The organism is Rhodovulum sp. ES.010 (genome assembly GCF_900142935.1).
Taxonomy (GTDB): Bacteria; Pseudomonadota; Alphaproteobacteria; order Rhodobacterales; family Rhodobacteraceae; genus Rhodovulum.
Genome location: NZ_FSRS01000001.1, coordinates 1,098,536 through 1,116,063, shown reverse-complemented (window position 1 = coordinate 1,116,063; position 17,528 = coordinate 1,098,536). Strand labels below are relative to the sequence as shown.

17 protein-coding genes and 1 tRNA gene are annotated in these 17,528 nt (G+C 67.1%); 5 read left to right on the top strand and 13 right to left on the bottom strand.

The features are described from left to right. From BUR28_RS05600 to BUR28_RS05545, 12 genes are all read right to left on the bottom strand, one after another. The gene (locus tag BUR28_RS05600) at positions 1-705 is read right to left on the bottom strand and encodes an HAD family hydrolase (protein ID WP_074219226.1); all 705 of its coding nucleotides are present in this window, start codon (positions 703-705) and stop codon (positions 1-3) included. Beyond that, positions 702-1,367, bottom strand: coding sequence for a phosphoglycolate phosphatase (gene gph, locus BUR28_RS05595; protein ID WP_254813692.1), 666 nt, complete (start codon positions 1,365-1,367; stop codon positions 702-704). Before gph ends, BUR28_RS05600 begins: the two co-directional genes overlap by 4 nt. Continuing rightward, positions 1,364-1,921, bottom strand: coding sequence for a thioredoxin family protein (locus tag BUR28_RS05590; RefSeq protein ID WP_074221523.1), 558 nt, complete (start codon positions 1,919-1,921; stop codon positions 1,364-1,366). Before BUR28_RS05590 ends, gph begins: the two co-directional genes overlap by 4 nt. Further along, complete coding sequence (locus tag BUR28_RS05585; RefSeq protein ID WP_074219224.1) at positions 1,921-2,865, bottom strand: MBL fold metallo-hydrolase; 945 nt, start codon at positions 2,863-2,865, stop codon at positions 1,921-1,923. The genes BUR28_RS05590 and BUR28_RS05585 overlap by 1 nt, the downstream gene beginning before the upstream one ends. Before the next feature lie 100 nt (positions 2,866-2,965). Further along, positions 2,966-3,316 carry a hypothetical protein gene (locus BUR28_RS05580; protein ID WP_074219223.1) on the bottom strand — a complete coding sequence of 117 codons (351 nt, stop codon included), beginning with the start codon at positions 3,314-3,316 and terminating at the stop codon, positions 2,966-2,968. 442 nt (positions 3,317-3,758) lie between these two features. Continuing rightward, entirely contained in the window at positions 3,759-4,454 is a 696-nt protein-coding gene (rpe, locus tag BUR28_RS05575; RefSeq protein WP_074219222.1) for a ribulose-phosphate 3-epimerase, read from the bottom strand. A 52-nt stretch (positions 4,455-4,506) separates the two neighbouring features. Beyond that, positions 4,507-5,571, bottom strand: a complete 1,065-nt coding sequence (fba, locus tag BUR28_RS05570) for a class II fructose-bisphosphate aldolase (RefSeq protein ID WP_074219221.1) — start codon at positions 5,569-5,571, stop codon at positions 4,507-4,509. 11 nt (positions 5,572-5,582) lie between these two features. Next, the gene (gene pgk, locus BUR28_RS05565) at positions 5,583-6,791 is read right to left on the bottom strand and encodes a phosphoglycerate kinase (protein WP_074219220.1); all 1,209 of its coding nucleotides are present in this window, start codon (positions 6,789-6,791) and stop codon (positions 5,583-5,585) included. Further along, on the bottom strand, positions 6,791-7,792 hold the full coding sequence (gene gap / locus BUR28_RS05560; protein ID WP_074219219.1) for a type I glyceraldehyde-3-phosphate dehydrogenase: 1,002 nt from the start codon (positions 7,790-7,792) through the stop codon (positions 6,791-6,793). Before gap ends, pgk begins: the two co-directional genes overlap by 1 nt. Positions 7,793-7,804: 12 nt before the next feature. Next, positions 7,805-9,796, bottom strand: coding sequence for a transketolase (gene tkt / locus BUR28_RS05555; RefSeq protein ID WP_074219218.1), 1,992 nt, complete (start codon positions 9,794-9,796; stop codon positions 7,805-7,807). 14 nt (positions 9,797-9,810) lie between these two features. Then, a complete protein-coding gene (locus BUR28_RS05550) occupies positions 9,811-10,683 on the bottom strand; it encodes a phosphoribulokinase (RefSeq protein ID WP_074219217.1) in 873 nt (290 codons plus the stop codon). A gap of 18 nt (positions 10,684-10,701) precedes the next feature. Then, positions 10,702-11,709 (bottom strand): class 1 fructose-bisphosphatase, encoded by a 1,008-nt coding sequence (locus BUR28_RS05545; RefSeq protein WP_074219216.1) that lies wholly within the window; start codon positions 11,707-11,709, stop codon positions 10,702-10,704. 104 nt (positions 11,710-11,813) lie between these two features. Here BUR28_RS05545 and BUR28_RS05540 point away from each other — a divergent pair, with 104 nt between their 5' ends. The 3 genes from BUR28_RS05540 (at position 11,814) to cueR (ending at position 15,655) form a co-directional block, all read left to right on the top strand. Then, entirely contained in the window at positions 11,814-12,734 is a 921-nt protein-coding gene (locus BUR28_RS05540) for a LysR family transcriptional regulator (protein ID WP_074219215.1), read from the top strand. 78 nt (positions 12,735-12,812) lie between these two features. Further along, positions 12,813-15,266 (top strand): heavy metal translocating P-type ATPase, encoded by a 2,454-nt coding sequence (locus BUR28_RS05535; protein WP_074219214.1) that lies wholly within the window; start codon positions 12,813-12,815, stop codon positions 15,264-15,266. Beyond that, positions 15,263-15,655 (top strand): Cu(I)-responsive transcriptional regulator, encoded by a 393-nt coding sequence (gene cueR / locus BUR28_RS05530; protein ID WP_074219213.1) that lies wholly within the window; start codon positions 15,263-15,265, stop codon positions 15,653-15,655. Before BUR28_RS05535 ends, cueR begins: the two co-directional genes overlap by 4 nt. Before the next feature lie 39 nt (positions 15,656-15,694). Here cueR and BUR28_RS05525 read toward each other — a convergent pair. Next, positions 15,695-15,771, bottom strand: a tRNA-Ile gene (locus tag BUR28_RS05525). A 105-nt stretch (positions 15,772-15,876) separates the two neighbouring features. Between BUR28_RS05525 and purM the strand changes: the two genes are divergently transcribed. Further along, entirely contained in the window at positions 15,877-16,923 is a 1,047-nt protein-coding gene (gene purM / locus BUR28_RS05520; RefSeq protein ID WP_074219212.1) for a phosphoribosylformylglycinamidine cyclo-ligase, read from the top strand. Then, positions 16,920-17,510, top strand: a complete 591-nt coding sequence (gene purN / locus BUR28_RS05515; RefSeq protein ID WP_074219211.1) for a phosphoribosylglycinamide formyltransferase — start codon at positions 16,920-16,922, stop codon at positions 17,508-17,510. Before purM ends, purN begins: the two co-directional genes overlap by 4 nt. Positions 17,511-17,528 lie beyond the last annotated feature (18 nt).

The following is a 17,528-nucleotide window of genomic DNA, read 5'->3' as shown; positions in this document are numbered from 1 at the left end:
TCAGTGGCTCAGTAATTTGGCCTGCAAGTTCAGCGGCCAGTGCTCCCGTTCCAGCGAGGCCAGGCGATACGCGGCGCCGGTGAAATCCTCGCCCTCGGTATACGCGCTCGGGGTCACGATCACCGGCAAGCCCGCGCCCATCGCCGACATCAGGCCGTTGTGGCTGTCCTCAAAGGCGATGCAGTTGCGCGGCGGCAGGGCAAGGCGGGCCAGCGCCAAGCGATAGACATCGGGGGCGGGCTTCTTCGCCGCCACCTCGTCGCCCGCCGCGATCACGTCGAACACCTGCTCGGCCGGCTTGCCCCAGCAGCACCGCGTCAGCGCCTCGACATTGGGCCGGTTCGTCGTCGTCGCCACCGCAAGGCAAAGCTCCGCCTCGCGCGCCAGTTCTACCAGTTCCGCGATCCCGGGGCGCAGCGCCAGCCCGCCCGAGGCTAGGATATCGCCGTATCGCGCCGTCTTTTCGGCGTGCAGCGCGGCGATCTCGTCCCCGGTCAGCCGCCGCGCCCCCTCGGGCAAGTCCGCCTGAAAGGCGCGCATCCGCTCCTTTCCCCCCGTGGTGGCCAGCAGGCGGCGATAGTCCTCGCGGTCCCAGTGCCAGTCGAGGCCCCGCGCTGCGAAACTCTCGTTGAACGCCTGCCGATGCGCCTCCTCGGTTTCCGCGAGCGTGCCGTCGACGTCGAAGATCAGCGCCTTCAGCGTCATCGCAGCTCGTCGGCCAGCCGCGCCACGATCGCTACCAGAACGTCGAAATCCGAGAACCGCGCATCCTGCGGGATGTCGTCCACGTCGTCAGCCTTGTGATAGCCCTCGGTGAACAGCGTGAACCGCATCCCCGCCTTCCAGGCGCATTCCGCGTCGATCTCGCTGTCGCCCACATAGACCGCCACATCGGCGCCCAGCCGGTCCTTGACCGCCAGCGCCATCGCCGGGTCGGGCTTGTTGACTTCAAGCGTGTCGCCGCCGACGATCGAGCCGAAGAAATGGTCGACGCCGAACGCCTTCAGGATATCGCGGCTCGGCCCCTCGGGCTTGTTGGTGCACACGCCCATCACCCAGTCCTCGTCGCGGAACTGCTCCAGCGCATCCGCCACCCCGGGATACAGCGTGGTCAGCGTCGCCGGCTCCGCCTCGTAATACTTCAGGAAGGTCTCAAGCATCGCCGCGTGGCGCGACGCATCCAGCCCGCGCGCCTCGATCACCCGCTCGATCAGCACCGTGACGCCGTTGCCGATGAAACTGCGGATGGTGGCCAAGTCCAGCTCCCCGTCGCCGGTTTCGGCCAGCGTCTTGTTCACGGCGGCTTGAATATCCGGCGCGCTGTCGATCAGCGTGCCGTCGAGGTCGAAGATGATGGCCTTCTTCACGCGGCGTCCTTCCATTTGATCGAGCAGCCCATCGAGGGGATCTGCTCCTTCGGTCCCTGGCCGGTCTCGGCCACCTGTTTCATCGCCTCGAACAGGTCGCGGCGCAGGTCCGGCGGACCCGCCTGCTTGCGCGAGGCGTCCAGCCGGCCGCGATACTGCAACCCAAGCCCGGCGTCGAAGCCGAAGAAATCAGGGGTGCAGACGGCGTCATAGGCACGCGCGACCGACTGGTCCTCGTCGTAGAGATAGGGGAAGGGAAGGTCCAGTTCCCGCGCGACTTTCTGCATGTTCTCGAAGCTGTCGTCGGGATACGTCTCGGCGTCGTTCGAGCTGATCGCGGCGACGCCGATCCCGAGGACCTGCAGGTCTTTGGCGTCGCGGATGATCCGGTCACGCACGGCGATCACGTAGGGGCAGTGGTTACAGATGAACATGATCAGCGTGCCTTTGGGGCCGCGGATTTCGGACAGGCCGTAGGTCTTGCCGTCGGTGCCGGGCAACGAGAACTCGGGGGCTTTCCAGCCGAAGTCGCAGATCGGGGTCGAGACAGCCATCATTCCCACTCCATTTCCGTGAAGACGACGCCCGCGTTCTTGGTGGCGAGCTCGTCATAGGTATCGAGGAACGCCCAGTTGGACTGGTCCACATAATAGGCGTCGTCGAGCGATCCGCCATCGTCGAGATGCGCGCGGATCTTCTCGCGCAGATCCTTGAGGTAATCCATCGTGTGATGCTCCACCTGCGCAAGATTCGTCGGGTAGCCATGGCCGGGGATGATGTAGGTGGGATTCATCGGCGCAAAGACAGTCTCCCAGGTCTCGATCCAGCACGACGTGCAGGTCTTGGCGAAGATCGGCGGCATGCGGCCGTTGAAGGCGAGGTCGCCGGCGATCATCAGGCTTTGTTCGGGCAACCAGACCTGGACGTCGCCTGGCGAATGCGCGGGACCGAGATGCAGAACCTCGACATGCATCTCGCCCATGTCGATAACGTATTTGTCCTCGAAGGTGATCGTGGGTTCCACCAGCTCGGTGCCCTCGCCGTTCTCCTTCGCATAATTCTGCATGCCGGCGAGAATCTGCGCGTTGTAGTCCGCGAATTCCTCGGCAGCATCGACATGGGCCAGTACGTCCACGCCACGTTCGGTCCAGTAACTATTGCCGAGCATCGCGTGGCCTTGGCCGTTCTCGTTAATCACGAGTTTCACCGGCTGGTCCGTCACCTCGCGGATCTCTGCATGCAGCGCTTCGGCCAGCCTGGAGTTGGCGCCGCCGTTGATGACGATCACGCCGTCGCCGGTGACGAGAAAGCTGAGATTGTTGTTATGCCCCGCGTTCTCGTAGGTCGGCGGCGCGGTCGCGCCGATCGCCGACCAGACGTTCGGGATCACCTCGAAAGGTTTGTCGTAGAGCACCGATTGCGGATACTTGTCGGCGATCTTTTCACTGGCGAGCGCCGGTGCGGGCAGACAGGCCAGAAGAATGGCTGTACGGATCATGGTTCGGGTCCTCCCTTGTGCCCGAAACATAATCAACTTTGAATGTGACTGGCCAGAGGCCATGCGCCGCGCCCGGGCGTCAGGGGCGCGGCGTGCGGACCTAGTTGGAGGCGAGTTCCATCGGAACGTAACGGGACGTCACCGTCACCAGCTCTGCCTTGCGCGCGAAAGTGTACAGGATGCGCGGTTCGGACGGCATGGCGAAGGTGACGCTGTCGCGGTCCTTCAGGCGCATCATCAAGCGCTGAGGCTGAGAATAGGAATCGCGGGCGCGGGCATAAGCCGTGACTTCGTAGCCGCCATCTCCGAGATCAGTCTGGTAGGCGATCATGTCGACATTGCCGGTGCTGAGCCGGTAGGCCTCGAACGGCACGGTGAGGGTGATCTCGCCCGCGGCGGCGGGTGAAGCCAGGGCGAAGGCGGCGAGTGCGGACAGCAGAAGCGGTTTCATGGCGGCTCCGGGTTTTGGCGGTCGCGGAAAAGCCGTGGGTGGGCGCGACCGATCAATCGGTAGTTTGATGCTGCGGTGCAGCAATGACCAATAGAGTTACGGAACACCCGTTATGCAAAATTTGTAAGGCTCGGGAAACGATTTCGAAATACCTTTCCGGTTCCGCGGCCGCAAAAGACAGCGATGCCTTGTCGCTACTGTAGAGCAGTTATCTGGAAAGACATTTTAAATCAAGTTCTTGGATTTGTATGCTTTGGCATCCCGTTTTTGAGGTTTGCAACAAATACGAGTCCTTGGATGTGTATGCGACGGTATTTTTTTGGCCCACGCCGACGCACGGCGTCCATAGTGGAACGCGCCGAGCCGGGTGGGACTGGTATTGCGATTACGGAGCCCGTGAAACCACCCGCCCGGCAGTCTGCGCCGGGCGGCACAGGCCTCGTTAGGCGGCCTGCCGCGCTGCCTCGGCGGCGCTGCGGATCGCGCGGATGTTCTCGCCATAGACGCTTGGGTTCTCGACCGAGCCGCCCTTGAAGACGGCCGACCCCGCCACCAGGCAGTCGGCCCCGGCCTCCACGACCAGCGGCGCGGTCTCGGGCGTGATGCCGCCGTCGATCTGAATGTGGATGGGCCGGTCGCCGATCATCTGGCGGATCTTGCGCGTCTTCTCGACGCCGGATTGGATGAATTTCTGCCCGCCGAAGCCCGGGTTCACCGTCATCACCAGCACCAGATCCACCATGTCGAGCACGTCGGCGATGGCCTCGGCCGGCGTGCCGGGGTTCAGCACCACGCCCGATTTCACGCCCTGGGCGCGGATCGCCTGAAGCGTGCGGTGGATATGCGGACCCGCCTCGACATGGGCCGAGATCAGGTCGGCGCCCGCCTCTGCGAAGGCCTCGATAAAGGGGTCCACCGGCGCGATCATCAGGTGCACGTCCATGAAGGTGGTGACATGCTTGCGGATCGCCTTGACCAGCGGCGGGCCGAAGGTGAGGTTCGGGACGAAATGCCCGTCCATCACGTCGACATGGACCCAGTCGCAGCCCTGCGTCTCGATGGCCTGAATCTCGCGCCCGAAATCCGCGAAGTCGGCGGACAGGATCGACGGGGCGATCTTGATGGAACGGTCGAACATCTCTTCCTCCCGAACGGGTTGGGGCGCGGGGGGATGCCCCCGCGCCGGGGCGTCATTTGGTGTTGGGGTCCAGGCTTCCGTCGGCATAGCGCTTGGCCATGTCGTCGATCGGGATCACCTTGATCTTGCTGGCGTTGCCCGCGGTGCCGAAGCGTTCGAACCGGTCCTGGCAGAGCTTCTGCATCTCGTCCATCGCGGGTTTCAGGAATTTCCGCGGGTCGAATTCCTGCGGCTTCTCCGTCGCGATCTTGCGGAAGATGCCGGTCATCGCCATCCGGTTGTCGGTGTCGATATTGACCTTGCGCACCCCGTGCTTGATGCCGCGCTCGATTTCCTCGACCGGCACGCCGTAGGTCTGGGGCATCTCGCCGCCATACTGGTTGATGAGATCCTGCAGGTATTGCGGCACCGAGGAGGAGCCGTGCATCACCAAGTGGGTGTCGGGCAGCTTGGCATGGATCTTCTCGATCACGTCCATGGCAAGGATGTCGCCGGTGGGTTCGCGGGTGAACTTGTAGGCGCCGTGGCTGGTGCCGCAGGCGATGGCCAGCGCGTCGACCTTGGTCTTGGCGACGAAATCGGCGGACTGGTCGGGATCGGTCAGGAGCTGTTCGCGCGACAGCTCGCCCTCGGCGCCGTGGCCGTCCTCGGCCTCGCCCTGGCCCGATTCCAGCGAGCCCAGCACGCCCAGCTCGCCTTCGACCGAGGCGCCCACCCAATGCGCCATCTCGGAGACGCGCTTGGTGATATCGACGTTGTACTCGTAGGAGGCGGGCGTCTTGCCGTCGGCCTCGAGCGAGCCGTCCATCATGACGGAGGTGAAGCCGTGCTTGATCGCCGACAGGCAGGTGGCCTCGTTGTTGCCGTGGTCCTGGTGCATGCAGAGCGGGATGTCGGGATAGATCTCGGCCAGCGCCTCGATCATCTTGGCGAGCATGATGTCGTTGGCATATTGCCGGGCGCCGCGCGACGCCTGCATGATGACCGGCGCATCGGCGGCCTTGGCGGCCTCCATGATCGCGAGGCCCTGTTCCATGTTGTTGATGTTGAAGGCGGGCACGCCATAGCCGTGCTCCGCCGCGTGATCCAGCAATTGCCTAAGTGTAATCAGCGCCATCAATTCCTCCGTCAGGCTGCATCTGCTTTGCGTTCGAGGGCGTCGAGGCCGGGCATGTGCCGGCCCTCGAGCCATTCGAGAAATGCCCCACCGGCGGTGGAGACATGCGTGAAGTCGTGCGCGGCGCCGCTGCGGTTCAGCGCGACCAGAGTGTCGCCGCCGCCCGCAACCGAGACGGCGAGACCCGCGCGGGTCTGTTCCGCGATGGTCTGGGCGAGCGCGTTCGTAGCGGTATCGAAGGGCTTGGTCTCGTAGGTGCCCATCGGACCGTTCCACAGGATGGTGCGCGCGTTCCTGAGCATGCCCTGATAGCGGGCGACGGTGTTCGGCCCGATATCGAGGATGCGCCGGTTGGCGCGGATGCCGCCAAGGGGCACGGGATAGGAGTTTATTCCCGCGCGCTGGAAACCCGCGACGACGAAATCCTGCGGCGTGACGATCTCGCAGCCAGCCACCATGGCGAGCGCGGCGATTTCCAGGATGTCCTCGGCATATTCGGGCTCGATGAACGAGCGCCCGATGCTGTAGCCGCGCGCGAAGAGGAACGCGCTGGCCAGCCCGCCGCCCAGCAGGATCGTGTTGATCTTGGGCACCAGCCGCTTCAGCACGTTCAGCCGCGGCGCCACGCTGCCGCCACCGATCAGCGCGACCGAGGGGTATTGCGGGTCGTCGAGCGCGCTTTCGAGCGCGGTCAGTTCCTCGATCAGCAGCGGCCCCGCCGCGACCCGCCCGGCCGAAAGCACGGCCGCGGTGGTCGAGGCGTGCTCCCGGTGGCAGCAGGAAAACGCGTCGTTGACGTAGAATTCGCCCAGTCGGGCCAACTGCGCGCCGAGGTTGGGGTCGTTCTGCTCTTCGCCGCGTTCGAAGCGCAGGTTCTCGCACAAGAGTACCGCGCCCGGTTCCAGCCGTTCGCTGGCGCGCTCGACGATGGGCCCGGCGCAGGTGTCGTTGAACCGCACGGGCCGGCCGAACGCTTCCGACAGAGCGGGCACCAGCCGTTCGGTCGAAAGGGCGGGGGTCAACTCGCCCTCGGGCCGGCCCAGATGGGTCAGGACGACGACTCGCGCGCCGCGGTCCAATAGTGGTTTCATGCCGCGGGCGAACCGGGCGATGCGCGTGGCATCGCCCACCCCGTCGGCGGTCAGCGGCACGTTCAGGTCGGCCCTGACCGCCAGGCGCTTGCCCGCAACATCCAGCGATGTCAGGGGCGTCAGCGCCATCAGATCAGCGCCCCCATCGCCACTGCGGTGTCCGACATCCGGTTGGAGAAGCCCCACTCGTTGTCATACCAGGTCAGGATGCGCACCATGGTGCCGTCCATGACCTTGGTCTGGTCCATGTGGAAGATCGAGGAATGCGGGTCATGGTTGAAGTCGACGCTGACCAGCGGTTCCTCGGTATAGCCCAGAACGCCCTTCATCGGGCCCTCGGCGGCGGCCTTGATCGCGGCGTTCACCTCTTCGATGGTGGTGTCGCGGTTGGCTTCGAACACCAGGTCCACGACCGACACGTTCGGCGTGGGCACGCGGATGGCGACGCCGTCCAGCTTGCCGTTCAGTTCCGGCAGCACCAGCCCAACGGCCTTGGCCGCGCCGGTCGAGGTCGGGATCATGCTCATCGCCGCGGCGCGCGCGCGGTACAGGTCCTTGTGCATGGTGTCCAGCGTCGGCTGGTCGCCGGTATAGCTGTGCGTCGTGGTCATGAAGCCGCGCTTGATGCCGATCGTGTCGTTCAGCACCTTGGCCACCGGCGACAGGCAGTTGGTGGTGCAAGACGCGTTCGACACGACCGTGTCGTCCTTGGTCAGTGTGTCGTGGTTCACGCCGTAGACGACGGTCTTGTCCGCACCGGCACCCGGGGCCGAGATCAGCACGCGCTTCGACCCGTTTTCAAGGTGCATCGCGGCCTTCTCGCGTGCGGTGAAGATGCCGGTGCATTCCATCGCGATATCCACGTCGCCCCAGGGCAGGTCCTTGGGGGCGCGGATGGCGGTCACCTTGATCGGGCCGCGGCCGACGTCGATGGTGTCGCCGTCCACCTTCACCTCGCCGGGAAAGCGGCCGTGCACGCTGTCGTAGCGCACGAGATGGGCGTTGGTCTCGACCGGGCCGAGGTCATTGATCGCGACCACCTCGATATCGGTGCGGCCCGATTCCACAATGGCGCGCAGCACGTTCCTGCCGATGCGGCCGAAGCCGTTGATTGCAACTTTGACTGTCATTTTCGACCCTTCTTACTTCATCAATGTCTTCGCGGCCTCGGCCACCGCCTCGGCGGTGATGCCGAAATGCCGGTAGAGATCGGCCGCCGGGGCCGAAGCGCCGAAGCTCGACATGCCGACGAAGGCGGCGTTTTCGCCCAGAAGCGGCGCCCAACCCTGTTCGACGGCGGCCTCGACGCCGACCCGCGGCGCGTCGCCTAGCACGGCGGCCTTGTAGCCTGCGTCCTGTGTGGCGAAAAGCTCGAAACAGGGGGCTGACACGACGGCTGCCTTGAGACCCTGTTCGGCCAGAATGTCGGCGGCCTTCATCGCGATCTCGACCTCCGAGCCGGTGCCGATCAGCGTGACGTCGCGCGCCCCATCCGTCTCGCGCAGGACATAGGCGCCCTTGGCCAGGCGGTTCTCGCTGACATGCTCGGTCCGCAGGCAGGGCAGGCCCTGACGCGACAGCGCCAGCAGGGTGGGGGCGCCGGTCGCGGTGGCCGCGATTTCCCAGGCCTCGGCGGTCTCGACCACATCCGCCGGACGGATCACGTTGAGGTTCGGCATCGCCCGCAGGCTTGCCAGATGCTCCACCGGCTGGTGGGTCGGGCCGTCCTCGCCGAGGCCGATGGAATCGTGCGTCATCACGTAGGTGACGGGCAGGCCCATCAGTGCCGAGAGCCGGATCGCCGGGCGGCAGTAATCGGCGAAGACCAGGAAGGTGCCGCCATAGGGCACGAAGCCGCCATGCAGCGCGACACCATTCATCGCCGCGCCCATGCCATGCTCGCGGATGCCGTAATGGATGTACTGCCCGGCGTAGTTGTCGAGGGTCACCGGCGCCATCGCGCCCGTCTTGGTCAGGTTCGAGCCCGTCAGGTCGGCCGAACCGCCGGCGAGGTTCGGCACCGCCTCGAACACCACCTCCAGCGCCATCTCGCTCGCCTTGCGGGTGGCGACCTTGGGCGCATCGGCCGACAGCTTTTGCTTGTAGGCGTCGATGGCCGTGGCCACGGCCTCCGGATCGGGCCGCGCGAGCGAGGCGTTGAACGTGTCGGCCTTGTCCGATGCCGCGAGCCGGCCTTCCCAGGCCTCGCGTGCCGCGCGGCCCCGCGCGGCGACGGCACCCCAGGTGTCGTAGACCTCCCGCGGCAGCGCGAACGCCTCGTGGCTCCATCCCAGCGCATCGCGGGTGGCCGCCACCTCGTCCGCGCCCAGCGGCGCGCCGTGCACCTTGTGGCTGCCCGCCTTGTTGGGCGCGCCCTTGCCGATCACGGTGGCGCAGGCAATGAGCGAGGGGCGCGCGTCCCGGCGCGCAGCGTCGATGGCCTCGGCCACGGCCTCGCGGTCATGTCCATCGACCTCCAGCACGTGCCAGCCGCTGGCCGCAAAGCGCGCCTTCTGGTCGGTCGACGTCGAAAGCTCGGTCGAGCCGTCGATGGTGATCTTGTTGTCGTCCCACAGAACGATCATCCGGCCGAGCGACCAGTGCCCGGCCATGTCGATCGCCTCGTGGCTGATGCCCTCCATCAGGCAGCCGTCGCCCGCGATCACATAGGTATAGTGATCGACGAGGTCGTCGCCGAAGCGGGCGTTGTGCATGCGTTCGGCCAGCGCCATGCCGACCGCAGTGGTGATGCCCTGGCCCAGCGGGCCGGTGGTGGTCTCGATGCCGTCGGCATGGCCGTATTCGGGGTGGCCCGCGGTGCGGTAGCCGTGCTGGCGGAAATTGCGGATCTGCTCCATGTCCATGTCGGCATAGCCGAGCATGTGGTTGATCGCGTAGATGAGCATCGAGCCGTGGCCCGCCGACAGCACGAAGCGGTCGCGATCCTGCCAGTCCGGCTTCGTCGGGTCGATTTCGAGGAAGCGGTTGTAGAGAACCGTTGCAACGTCGGCCATGCCCATCGGCATGCCGGGATGGCCAGAATTGGCGGCCTGCACCGCGTCCATCGCGAGGACGCGGATCGCGCTGGCCATCAGGTCTTCGGCGCTGGTGTCGATCTTGGTCGGGGCGTTCATGGGGCGGCCCTCCTTCAGGCGCGTTTCGATTCGGAGACCAGACGCTCGATCATCGGCGTCAGGATCAGCTGCATTGCAAGGTCAAGCTTGCCGCCCGGGATCACGATCGAGTTCGCCCGGCTCATCCACGACCCGTGGATCATCGAGACCAAGTAGGAGAAATCGATCCCCCGCGGGTTCTTGAAGCGGATCACCACCAGGCTTTCGTCCGCGGTGGGAATCCAGCGCGCGACGAGCGGGTTCGAGGTGTCCACCACCGGCACCCGCTGGAAGTTGATGTCGGTCTCGGTGAATTGCGGGATGATGCAATGCACATAGGCGTGCATCCGGCGCAGGATCGTGTCGGTCACCGCCTCGGTGGTGTAGCCGCGGCGTTCACGGTCGCGGTGGATCTTCTGGATCCATTCCAGGTTGATGACGGGCACCACCCCGATCTTCAGGTCGGCATGCTTGGGCAGGTTCACCTCGTCGTTCACGACCGAGCCGTGCAGCCCTTCGTAGAACAACAGGTCCGAGCCTTCCTCGAACGGCGCCCACTCGGTGAACTCGCCGGGCGGCACGCCGCATTTCTCGGCCTCGTCATTGTCGTGCACATATGTACGCGTGCGGCCGGTGCCGGTCTCGCCGTATTCGCGGAACACGCGCTCCAGCTCCTTCAGCTCGTTGGCCTCGTAGCTGAAATGGCTGAAGGTGTAGTCGCCCTCGGCATAGCGTCGCTCGAGTTCCGCCTTCATGTCCTTGCGGTTGAAACGGTGGAAGGCGTCGCCCTCGATCGACACCGCCTTCACGCCCTCGCGGCGGAAAATCTGGTCGAAGGTGTGCTTGACGGTCGAGGTGCCGGCCCCCGAAGAGCCCGTGACGGAGATGATCGGGTGTTTCTTGCTCATGGTATCCTCCCGGGAACTCTAGACGCGGAACAGGCCGCGATTGCCGAAAAGCGCGTTCACTTCCTGCTCGGGCAGGTCGTGATAGGCGGCGACGCGGCCGACCTTGTCGGTCGAGCCGAAAACGAAGGGCGTGCGGACATGCAGTTCCTCGGCCGTCTTGTCCAAGATGCGGTCCTGCGCATCGGTCGCCGACCCGCCTGCCTGCTCGATCACGAAGGCGATGGGCGCACATTCATAGACCATGCGAAGCCGTCCCTTCTCGTACCCCTTTCGTGCGTCGGCGGGGTAGAGGAACACGCCGCCCCGGCTGATGATCCGGTGCGTTTCCGCCACCAGCGAAGCCACCCAGCGCATGTTGAACTTCTTGCCGCGGGGACCTTCCTCGCCGGCGAGGCAGTCATCGATATAAGCGCGGACCGGCTTGGACCAGTGGCGGTAGTTCGAGGCGTTGATGGCGAATTCGCTTGCCGTCTCGGGCACGCGGACGGCCTCCTGCACCAGCACGAACTGTTTGGAGTCCGGATCCAGCAGGTATTCCTGCGTGCCCTTGCCGAACGTGCAGACCAGCATCGTCTGCGGGCCGTAGATGATGTAGCCGCCGCCGATCTGCTCTCTCGCGGGGCGTAGGAAGCTGGCGTTGCGGTCGTCGGTCGCCTCGAAGATCGAGAAGATCGTGCCGATCGAGACGTTCACGTCGATGTTGGACGATCCGTCCAGAGGATCGATGGCCAGCGCATAGCGCCCCTCGGGGTCCAGCTCGACAACCCGGTCCTGCTCTTCCGAGGCATACCAGCGCACATCCGCGCTCTTGAGCCGCGCGGCGAAGGCGTCGTCGGCCAGCACGTCGAGCGCCTTCTGCGCGTCGCCGTCGGTGTTCTCTCCGACCTCCGCACCGAGTGCACCGCCCAGCGGCCCGCGCTGAATCGTGCGCGACAGGTCGGTCCCGACCTCGCTAAGCGCGTTCATCAGCGGCTGGAGCGCGGCGGGGATATGCTGCAAATCCCGGATCGGATTCTTCGTCTGCATAATTTTCTCCCGAATCTGGCGGCGGGATGCCGATGTCGGTTGCTAGGTGAAAACCGCTCCGATAGAGAATTTAAAAACTTGTAAGGTGTGTAAGGAAATTTTTAATGCCTAAACCCGAGGCCGTAACCCTCAAGCAACTCAGGGCGTTGCAGGCGGTCTCCGAGCATGGCTCGATCACGGCGGCCGCCGAGGCAAATCGCCTCACCCCGCCCGCAGTGCACACCCAACTCCGCCAGCTCGAGACCAATTTCAACGCGCGCCTCGTGGAGCGCGGGCCGCAGGGCGTAGCGCGCCTGACGCGGCAGGGCGAGGCGGTGCTGGTGGGCGCGCGGGCGATCGAGACTGCGCTGGAAGCCTCTGCCGAACATGTCCGCGCGATCAACGAGGGGATGGAGGGAATGGTGACGCTTGGGGTGGTGTCCACCGCCAAGTATTTCGCCCCGCGGCTGGTGGCCGGTCTGCAGCGCGCGCATCCGTCCGTCGACGTTCTCCTGCGCGTCGGCAGCCGCGAAACGATTGTCGGCGCACTGGCCAGTGTGAGCGTCGATCTCGCGATCATGGGGCGCCCCCCCCGTGTCCCCGAGGTGCAGGCCACGGTTCTGGGGCCGCACCCGCATGTGCTGATCGCGCGTGCGAACCATCCACTGGCCGGCCGGGGGCGATTGACGGCCGAGGCGATCCTGTCCGAGGGGTTCGTCGTCCGCGAAGAGGGGTCGGGAACGCGGATCCTGCTGGAACGGTTCCTGGAGCGGCTTGGCCGCGGCCGCCCGGCACGGATGCTGGAGATGGAGAGCAACGAAACCGTCAAGCAGGCAGTGATGGCGGGGCTTGGCGTGGCGCTGATTTCGCGGCACACAGTGGCCGAGGAACTGGCCGCGGGGCGGCTGGTCGAGCTTGACGCACAGGCGCTGCCCTTGGTGCGCCAATGGTTCCTCGTCCACCGCAGCGACACCGCCCTCAGCGCCGCGGGCCGCCGCATCCACGCCGATATCGTGGCTCGCCAGGGGGCCTTCTTGCCCGGGTAGGGGGGCGCCGGGCGCCATGGGCTTGACCTTCCAGTTACTGGAAGCCCTATATCGGGGCGAACACCGGAGGATCGAGCCATGACCGCGACAACCGCCACCACCAGGCTCCGGCTAGAAGGGCTGCACTGTGCGGGCTGTGTCGCCCGCGTCGAGCGGGCGCTGGCCACCGTGCCGGGGGTGACGTCCGCCAATGTCAACCTGGCCGCGGGAACCGCCGAGGTCGACCACAGCGGCGCGCCCGCGCGCCTGGTGGGTGCGGTTGAGGAGGCCGGGTTCGGCGTAACGCGACGCGAGATCCGCCTTGCCGTCGAGGCAGCCAACTGCGCCTCTTGTGTCGGGCGGATCGAGGCGGCGCTGCGCGGGGTGCCTGGCGTGACCGGCGCGTCGATGAACCTTGCCAGCGGCGAGGCTTGCGCAACCGTCATCGACGGCGAAGCGGATGCGGCCACGCTCGCCCGCGCCGTCACCGCCGCCGGCTACCCGACCGCCGGGATCGACGCTGCCGATCAGGCTCCCGACCCGGAGGCAGCCCAGGCGCGCGAGGCGCGCGCGCTGCGCCGGCGCACCTGGATCGCCGCGGCCCTCACGCTGCCGGTCTTCGTAATGGAGATGGGCGGGCATGTGGTTCCGGGGCTGCGCGAGACGCTGGCGGGGCTGGTGGGCGAGCAGGGGCTGCGTGTGATCGCCTTTGTCCTGACCTCGGCCGTACTTGCCGGGCCCGGGCGGATGTTCTTCGCCAAGGGGGTGCCGCTTCTGCTTCGGGGCGCCCCGGACATGAACGCTCTGGTCGCGCTGGGCACCGGGGCGGCCTGGGGGTTCTCGACCCTCGCGACCTTTGCACCGGGCGTGCTGCCGGAGGGCACCGCCCATGTCTATTTCGAGGCCGCCGCCGTGATCGTCACACTGATCCTGCTGGGCCGAACGTTGGAGGCGCGCGCCAAAGGCCGCACGGGCGCGGCGATCCGCGAATTGATGGCGCTGCGTCCCGACACCGCGCGGGTGGTGACCGAGGCGGGTCTCGAGGCGCGCCCGGTGGACGCGCTCGTCGTGGGCGATGTTCTCGAAATTCGCCCGGGCGAGCGTATCCCGACCGATGCCGAGGTGATCGAGGGACGGGGTGCCATCGACGAGTCGATGCTGACCGGCGAGCCCATGCCGGTTGAGAAATGCCTGGGCGACGAAGTCACCGGGGGCACGGTGAACGGCACCTCCGCGTTGCGGGTGCGGGCGAGCAGGGTGGGGCGCGACACCGCGCTTGCGCGCATCGTCGCCATGGTCGAGGCCGCGCAAGGCGCCAAGCTGCCGGTGCAGGCCACCGCCGACAAGGTCACGGCGGTCTTCGTGCCGATCGTGCTAACGGTGGCGGCGGTGACCGTCGCGACCTGGCTCATCTTTGGCCCCGAGCCGGCTCTGGGCCTCGCGTTGGTTGCGGGGGTCTCGGTGCTGATCGTGGCCTGTCCCTGCGCGATGGGGCTTGCCACGCCGACCTCGGTGATGGTTGGCACCGGCCGCGCGGCCGAGATGGGGGTGCTGTTCCGCAAGGGCGCGGCGCTGCAGTCGCTGTCCGACGTGTTGCTGATTGCCTTTGACAAGACCGGCACGCTGACCGAGGGCCGTCCGGCGGTGACCGAGGTGGCGCTGGCCGACGGCGTGTCGCGCGCCGAGGCGCTGCGCCTTGCCGCCGCGCTAGAGGCCCGCGCCGAGCATCCCATCGCGCAGGCGATCCTGGGCGCGGCGCCCGACGACCACGCCGAGGCCGAGGGCGTCGAGGCGCTGGCCGGCTTCGGCCTGCGCGGCCGCGTCGAGGGGGTCGAGGTCCTGGTGGGCGCAGGGCGGCTGATGGCGCGCGAAGGCGTGCCCGTCGACGCGCTGGCGGCGACCGCCGGGCGGCTCGCCGCGCAGGGCGCGACCCCGGTCTACGTCGCCCGCCAAGGGCGCGCGGTCGCGCTGATCGGCCTGTCGGACCCGATCAAGCCCAGCGCGAAGCCTGCCATCGCGGTGCTGCACCGCATGGGACTTCGTACGGCGCTGGTCACCGGCGACACCGAGGAGACCGCGCGCGCCGTCGCCGAAGAGCTCGGCATCGACACGGTGATCGCGGGCGTGCTGCCCGGCGGCAAGGTCGCCGCGCTGAGAGACATGCGGGGGCAGCGGCGGCTGGCCTTTGTCGGTGACGGTCTGAACGACGCCCCTGCGCTGGCGGCCGCCGATATCGGCATCGCCATCGGCAGCGGCACCGATGTCGCCATCGAAGCGGCCGACGTGGTGCTGATGGCCGGCGATCCGGGCCACGTGGCCGACGCGCTGCATATCAGCCGCCGGGTGATGCGGAACATCCGCCAGAACCTGTTCTGGGCCTTTGCCTACAACACTGCGCTGATCCCGGCCGCGGCCGGCGCGCTCTATCCCCTCGGCGGCACACTGCTCTCGCCGATGCTGGCGGCCGGCGCGATGGCGATTTCGAGCCTGTTCGTGCTTGGCAATGCGCTTCGGCTGCGTCGTCTTGGCCCGGTCTCCGGGGGATTGGCATGAATATCGGTCAGGTGGCAGAGCGGACCGGCCTTCCGGCCAAGACGATCCGCTATTACGAGGATATCGGCCTGATCCTGCCGCATCGCGACGCGAACGGCTATCGCCGCTTTTGCGAAACAGACCTGCACAACCTCGCCTTCCTGGCCCGGGCGCGGTCCCTGGGCTTTACCATCGAGGAATGCCGCGCGCTCCTGGCGCTTTATGCCGACAAGGGCCGGGCGAGCGCCGACGTCAAGCGGATCGCCCGGGACCACCTTGCGCAGATCGACGCCAAGATCGGCGAGTTGCGCGCGATGCGGGCGACGCTCTCGGAACTGGTGGAGTCCTGTGCGGGCGACGACCGGCCGGATTGCCCGATCCTGAAGGGGCTCGCTGGGGAGCGGGGCTAGCGCGAGGGCGAGACACCGGAGCGCCATTGAAGGCGGGAATGGTAGGCCCGGAGGGACTCGAACCCCCAACCAAAGCGTTATGAGCGCTCTGCTCTAACCAATTGAGCTACAGGCCCGACCGTGGGCACTTGAGTAGCAGACCCGCCGAGGTCGTCAAGCGCGGCCGTGGACAGCGCCGGGGCGATGGGCTAACGCTGCCCGCGACCGGACGGAGGGCTTTGATGAGCGAGCGCAGGAACGGCCTCACCTATGCCGAGGCTGGGGTGGATATCGAGGCGGGCAACAGGCTGGTTGATCGGATCAAGCCCGCCGCAAGGCGCACGGCGCGGCCCGGCGTGATGGCTGGGCTTGGCGGCTTCGGCGCGCTTTTCGACCTCCGGGAGGCGGGCTATACCGACCCGGTGCTCGTCGCGGCCACGGATGGCGTCGGTACCAAGCTGCGCATCGCGATCGATACCGGCGCGCTGTCGGGGGTGGGCATCGACCTCGTGGCGATGTGCGTGAACGACTTGGTGTGCCAGGGGGCGGAACCCCTCTTCTTCCTGGACTATTTCGCGACCGGCAAGCTGTCCGTCGACGCGGCGGCCGCCGTGGTCGAAGGCATTGCCGAGGGTTGCGCGCGGGCGGGGTGCGCGCTGATTGGTGGCGAGACGGCCGAGATGCCGGGAATGTATGCCGCGGGCGATTTCGACCTGGCCGGGTTTGCCGTGGGCGCGATGGAACGCGGCAGGGACCTGCCGGCCGGCGTGTCCGAGGGGGACGTCCTGTTGGGCCTCGCGTCGGACGGTGTGCACTCCAACGGCTATTCGCTGGTGCGCAGGGTGGTCGTGGTCGCGGGCCTCGGCTGGGATGCACCTGCGCCCTTCGCCGACGGTCCCCTGGGCGAGGCTCTGCTGGTGCCCACACGGCTTTACGTCCGGCCGGCGCTCGCTGCGATACGGGAAGGCGGGGTGCATGCGCTGGCGCATATCACTGGCGGCGGCCTGACCGAGAACCTGCCCCGCGTGCTGCCCGAGGGGCTGGGGGCCGAGCTTGACCTGTCGGCCTGGGACCTGCCGCCGGTTTTCCGCTGGCTTGCCCAGACCGCCGGCCTGGACGAGTCCGAACTGCTCAAGACCTTCAACGCCGGCATCGGCATGGTGCTTGCGGTGGCGCCCGATCGGGCCGGTCCGCTTTCCGAAGTCCTCGCGGGCATGGGCGAGAGAGTGGTCGAAATCGGTCGCGTCGTGCCGGGCGCAGGGGTCGCCTACCGGGGCAGGCTGTTGTGAAGCGCGTTGCGATCCTGGTCTCGGGGAGCGGGTCGAACATGGTCGCGCTGGCCGAGAGCATGGTCGGCGACCACCCCGCGCGGCCGGTGCTGGTGCTGTCGAACGTGCCCGGCGCGGGCGGGCTGGCCCGGGCAGCGGCCCTTGGTATCCCCACGGCAGTCGTCGATCACCGGCCTTTCGGCAAGGACCGCGCCGCGTTCGAGGCGGCGCTGCAGGCAGAGCTTGAAGCGGCCCGACCCGACATTCTCTGTCTTGCGGGGTTCATGCGGGTGTTGACCGAGGGCTTCGTGGGCCGTTGGCAGGGCCGCATGCTGAACATCCATCCCTCGCTGCTTCCGAAATATCGCGGGCTCGACACCCATGGCCGCGCCATCGAGGCGGGCGATACCGAGGCGGGCTGCACCGTGCACGAAGTGACGGCCGAACTCGACGGCGGCCCGATCCTCGGCCAGGCGCGGGTGCCGGTCTTACCGGGCGACTCGCCCGAGGCCCTCGCCACGCGGGTTCTGCCTATGGAACACCGGCTGTACCCCGCCGTGCTTCGCCGTTTCGCCGCGGGCGACCGGCGCCCGGTGACGCTGCCCTGACACCGGCGCGCGCCGCGC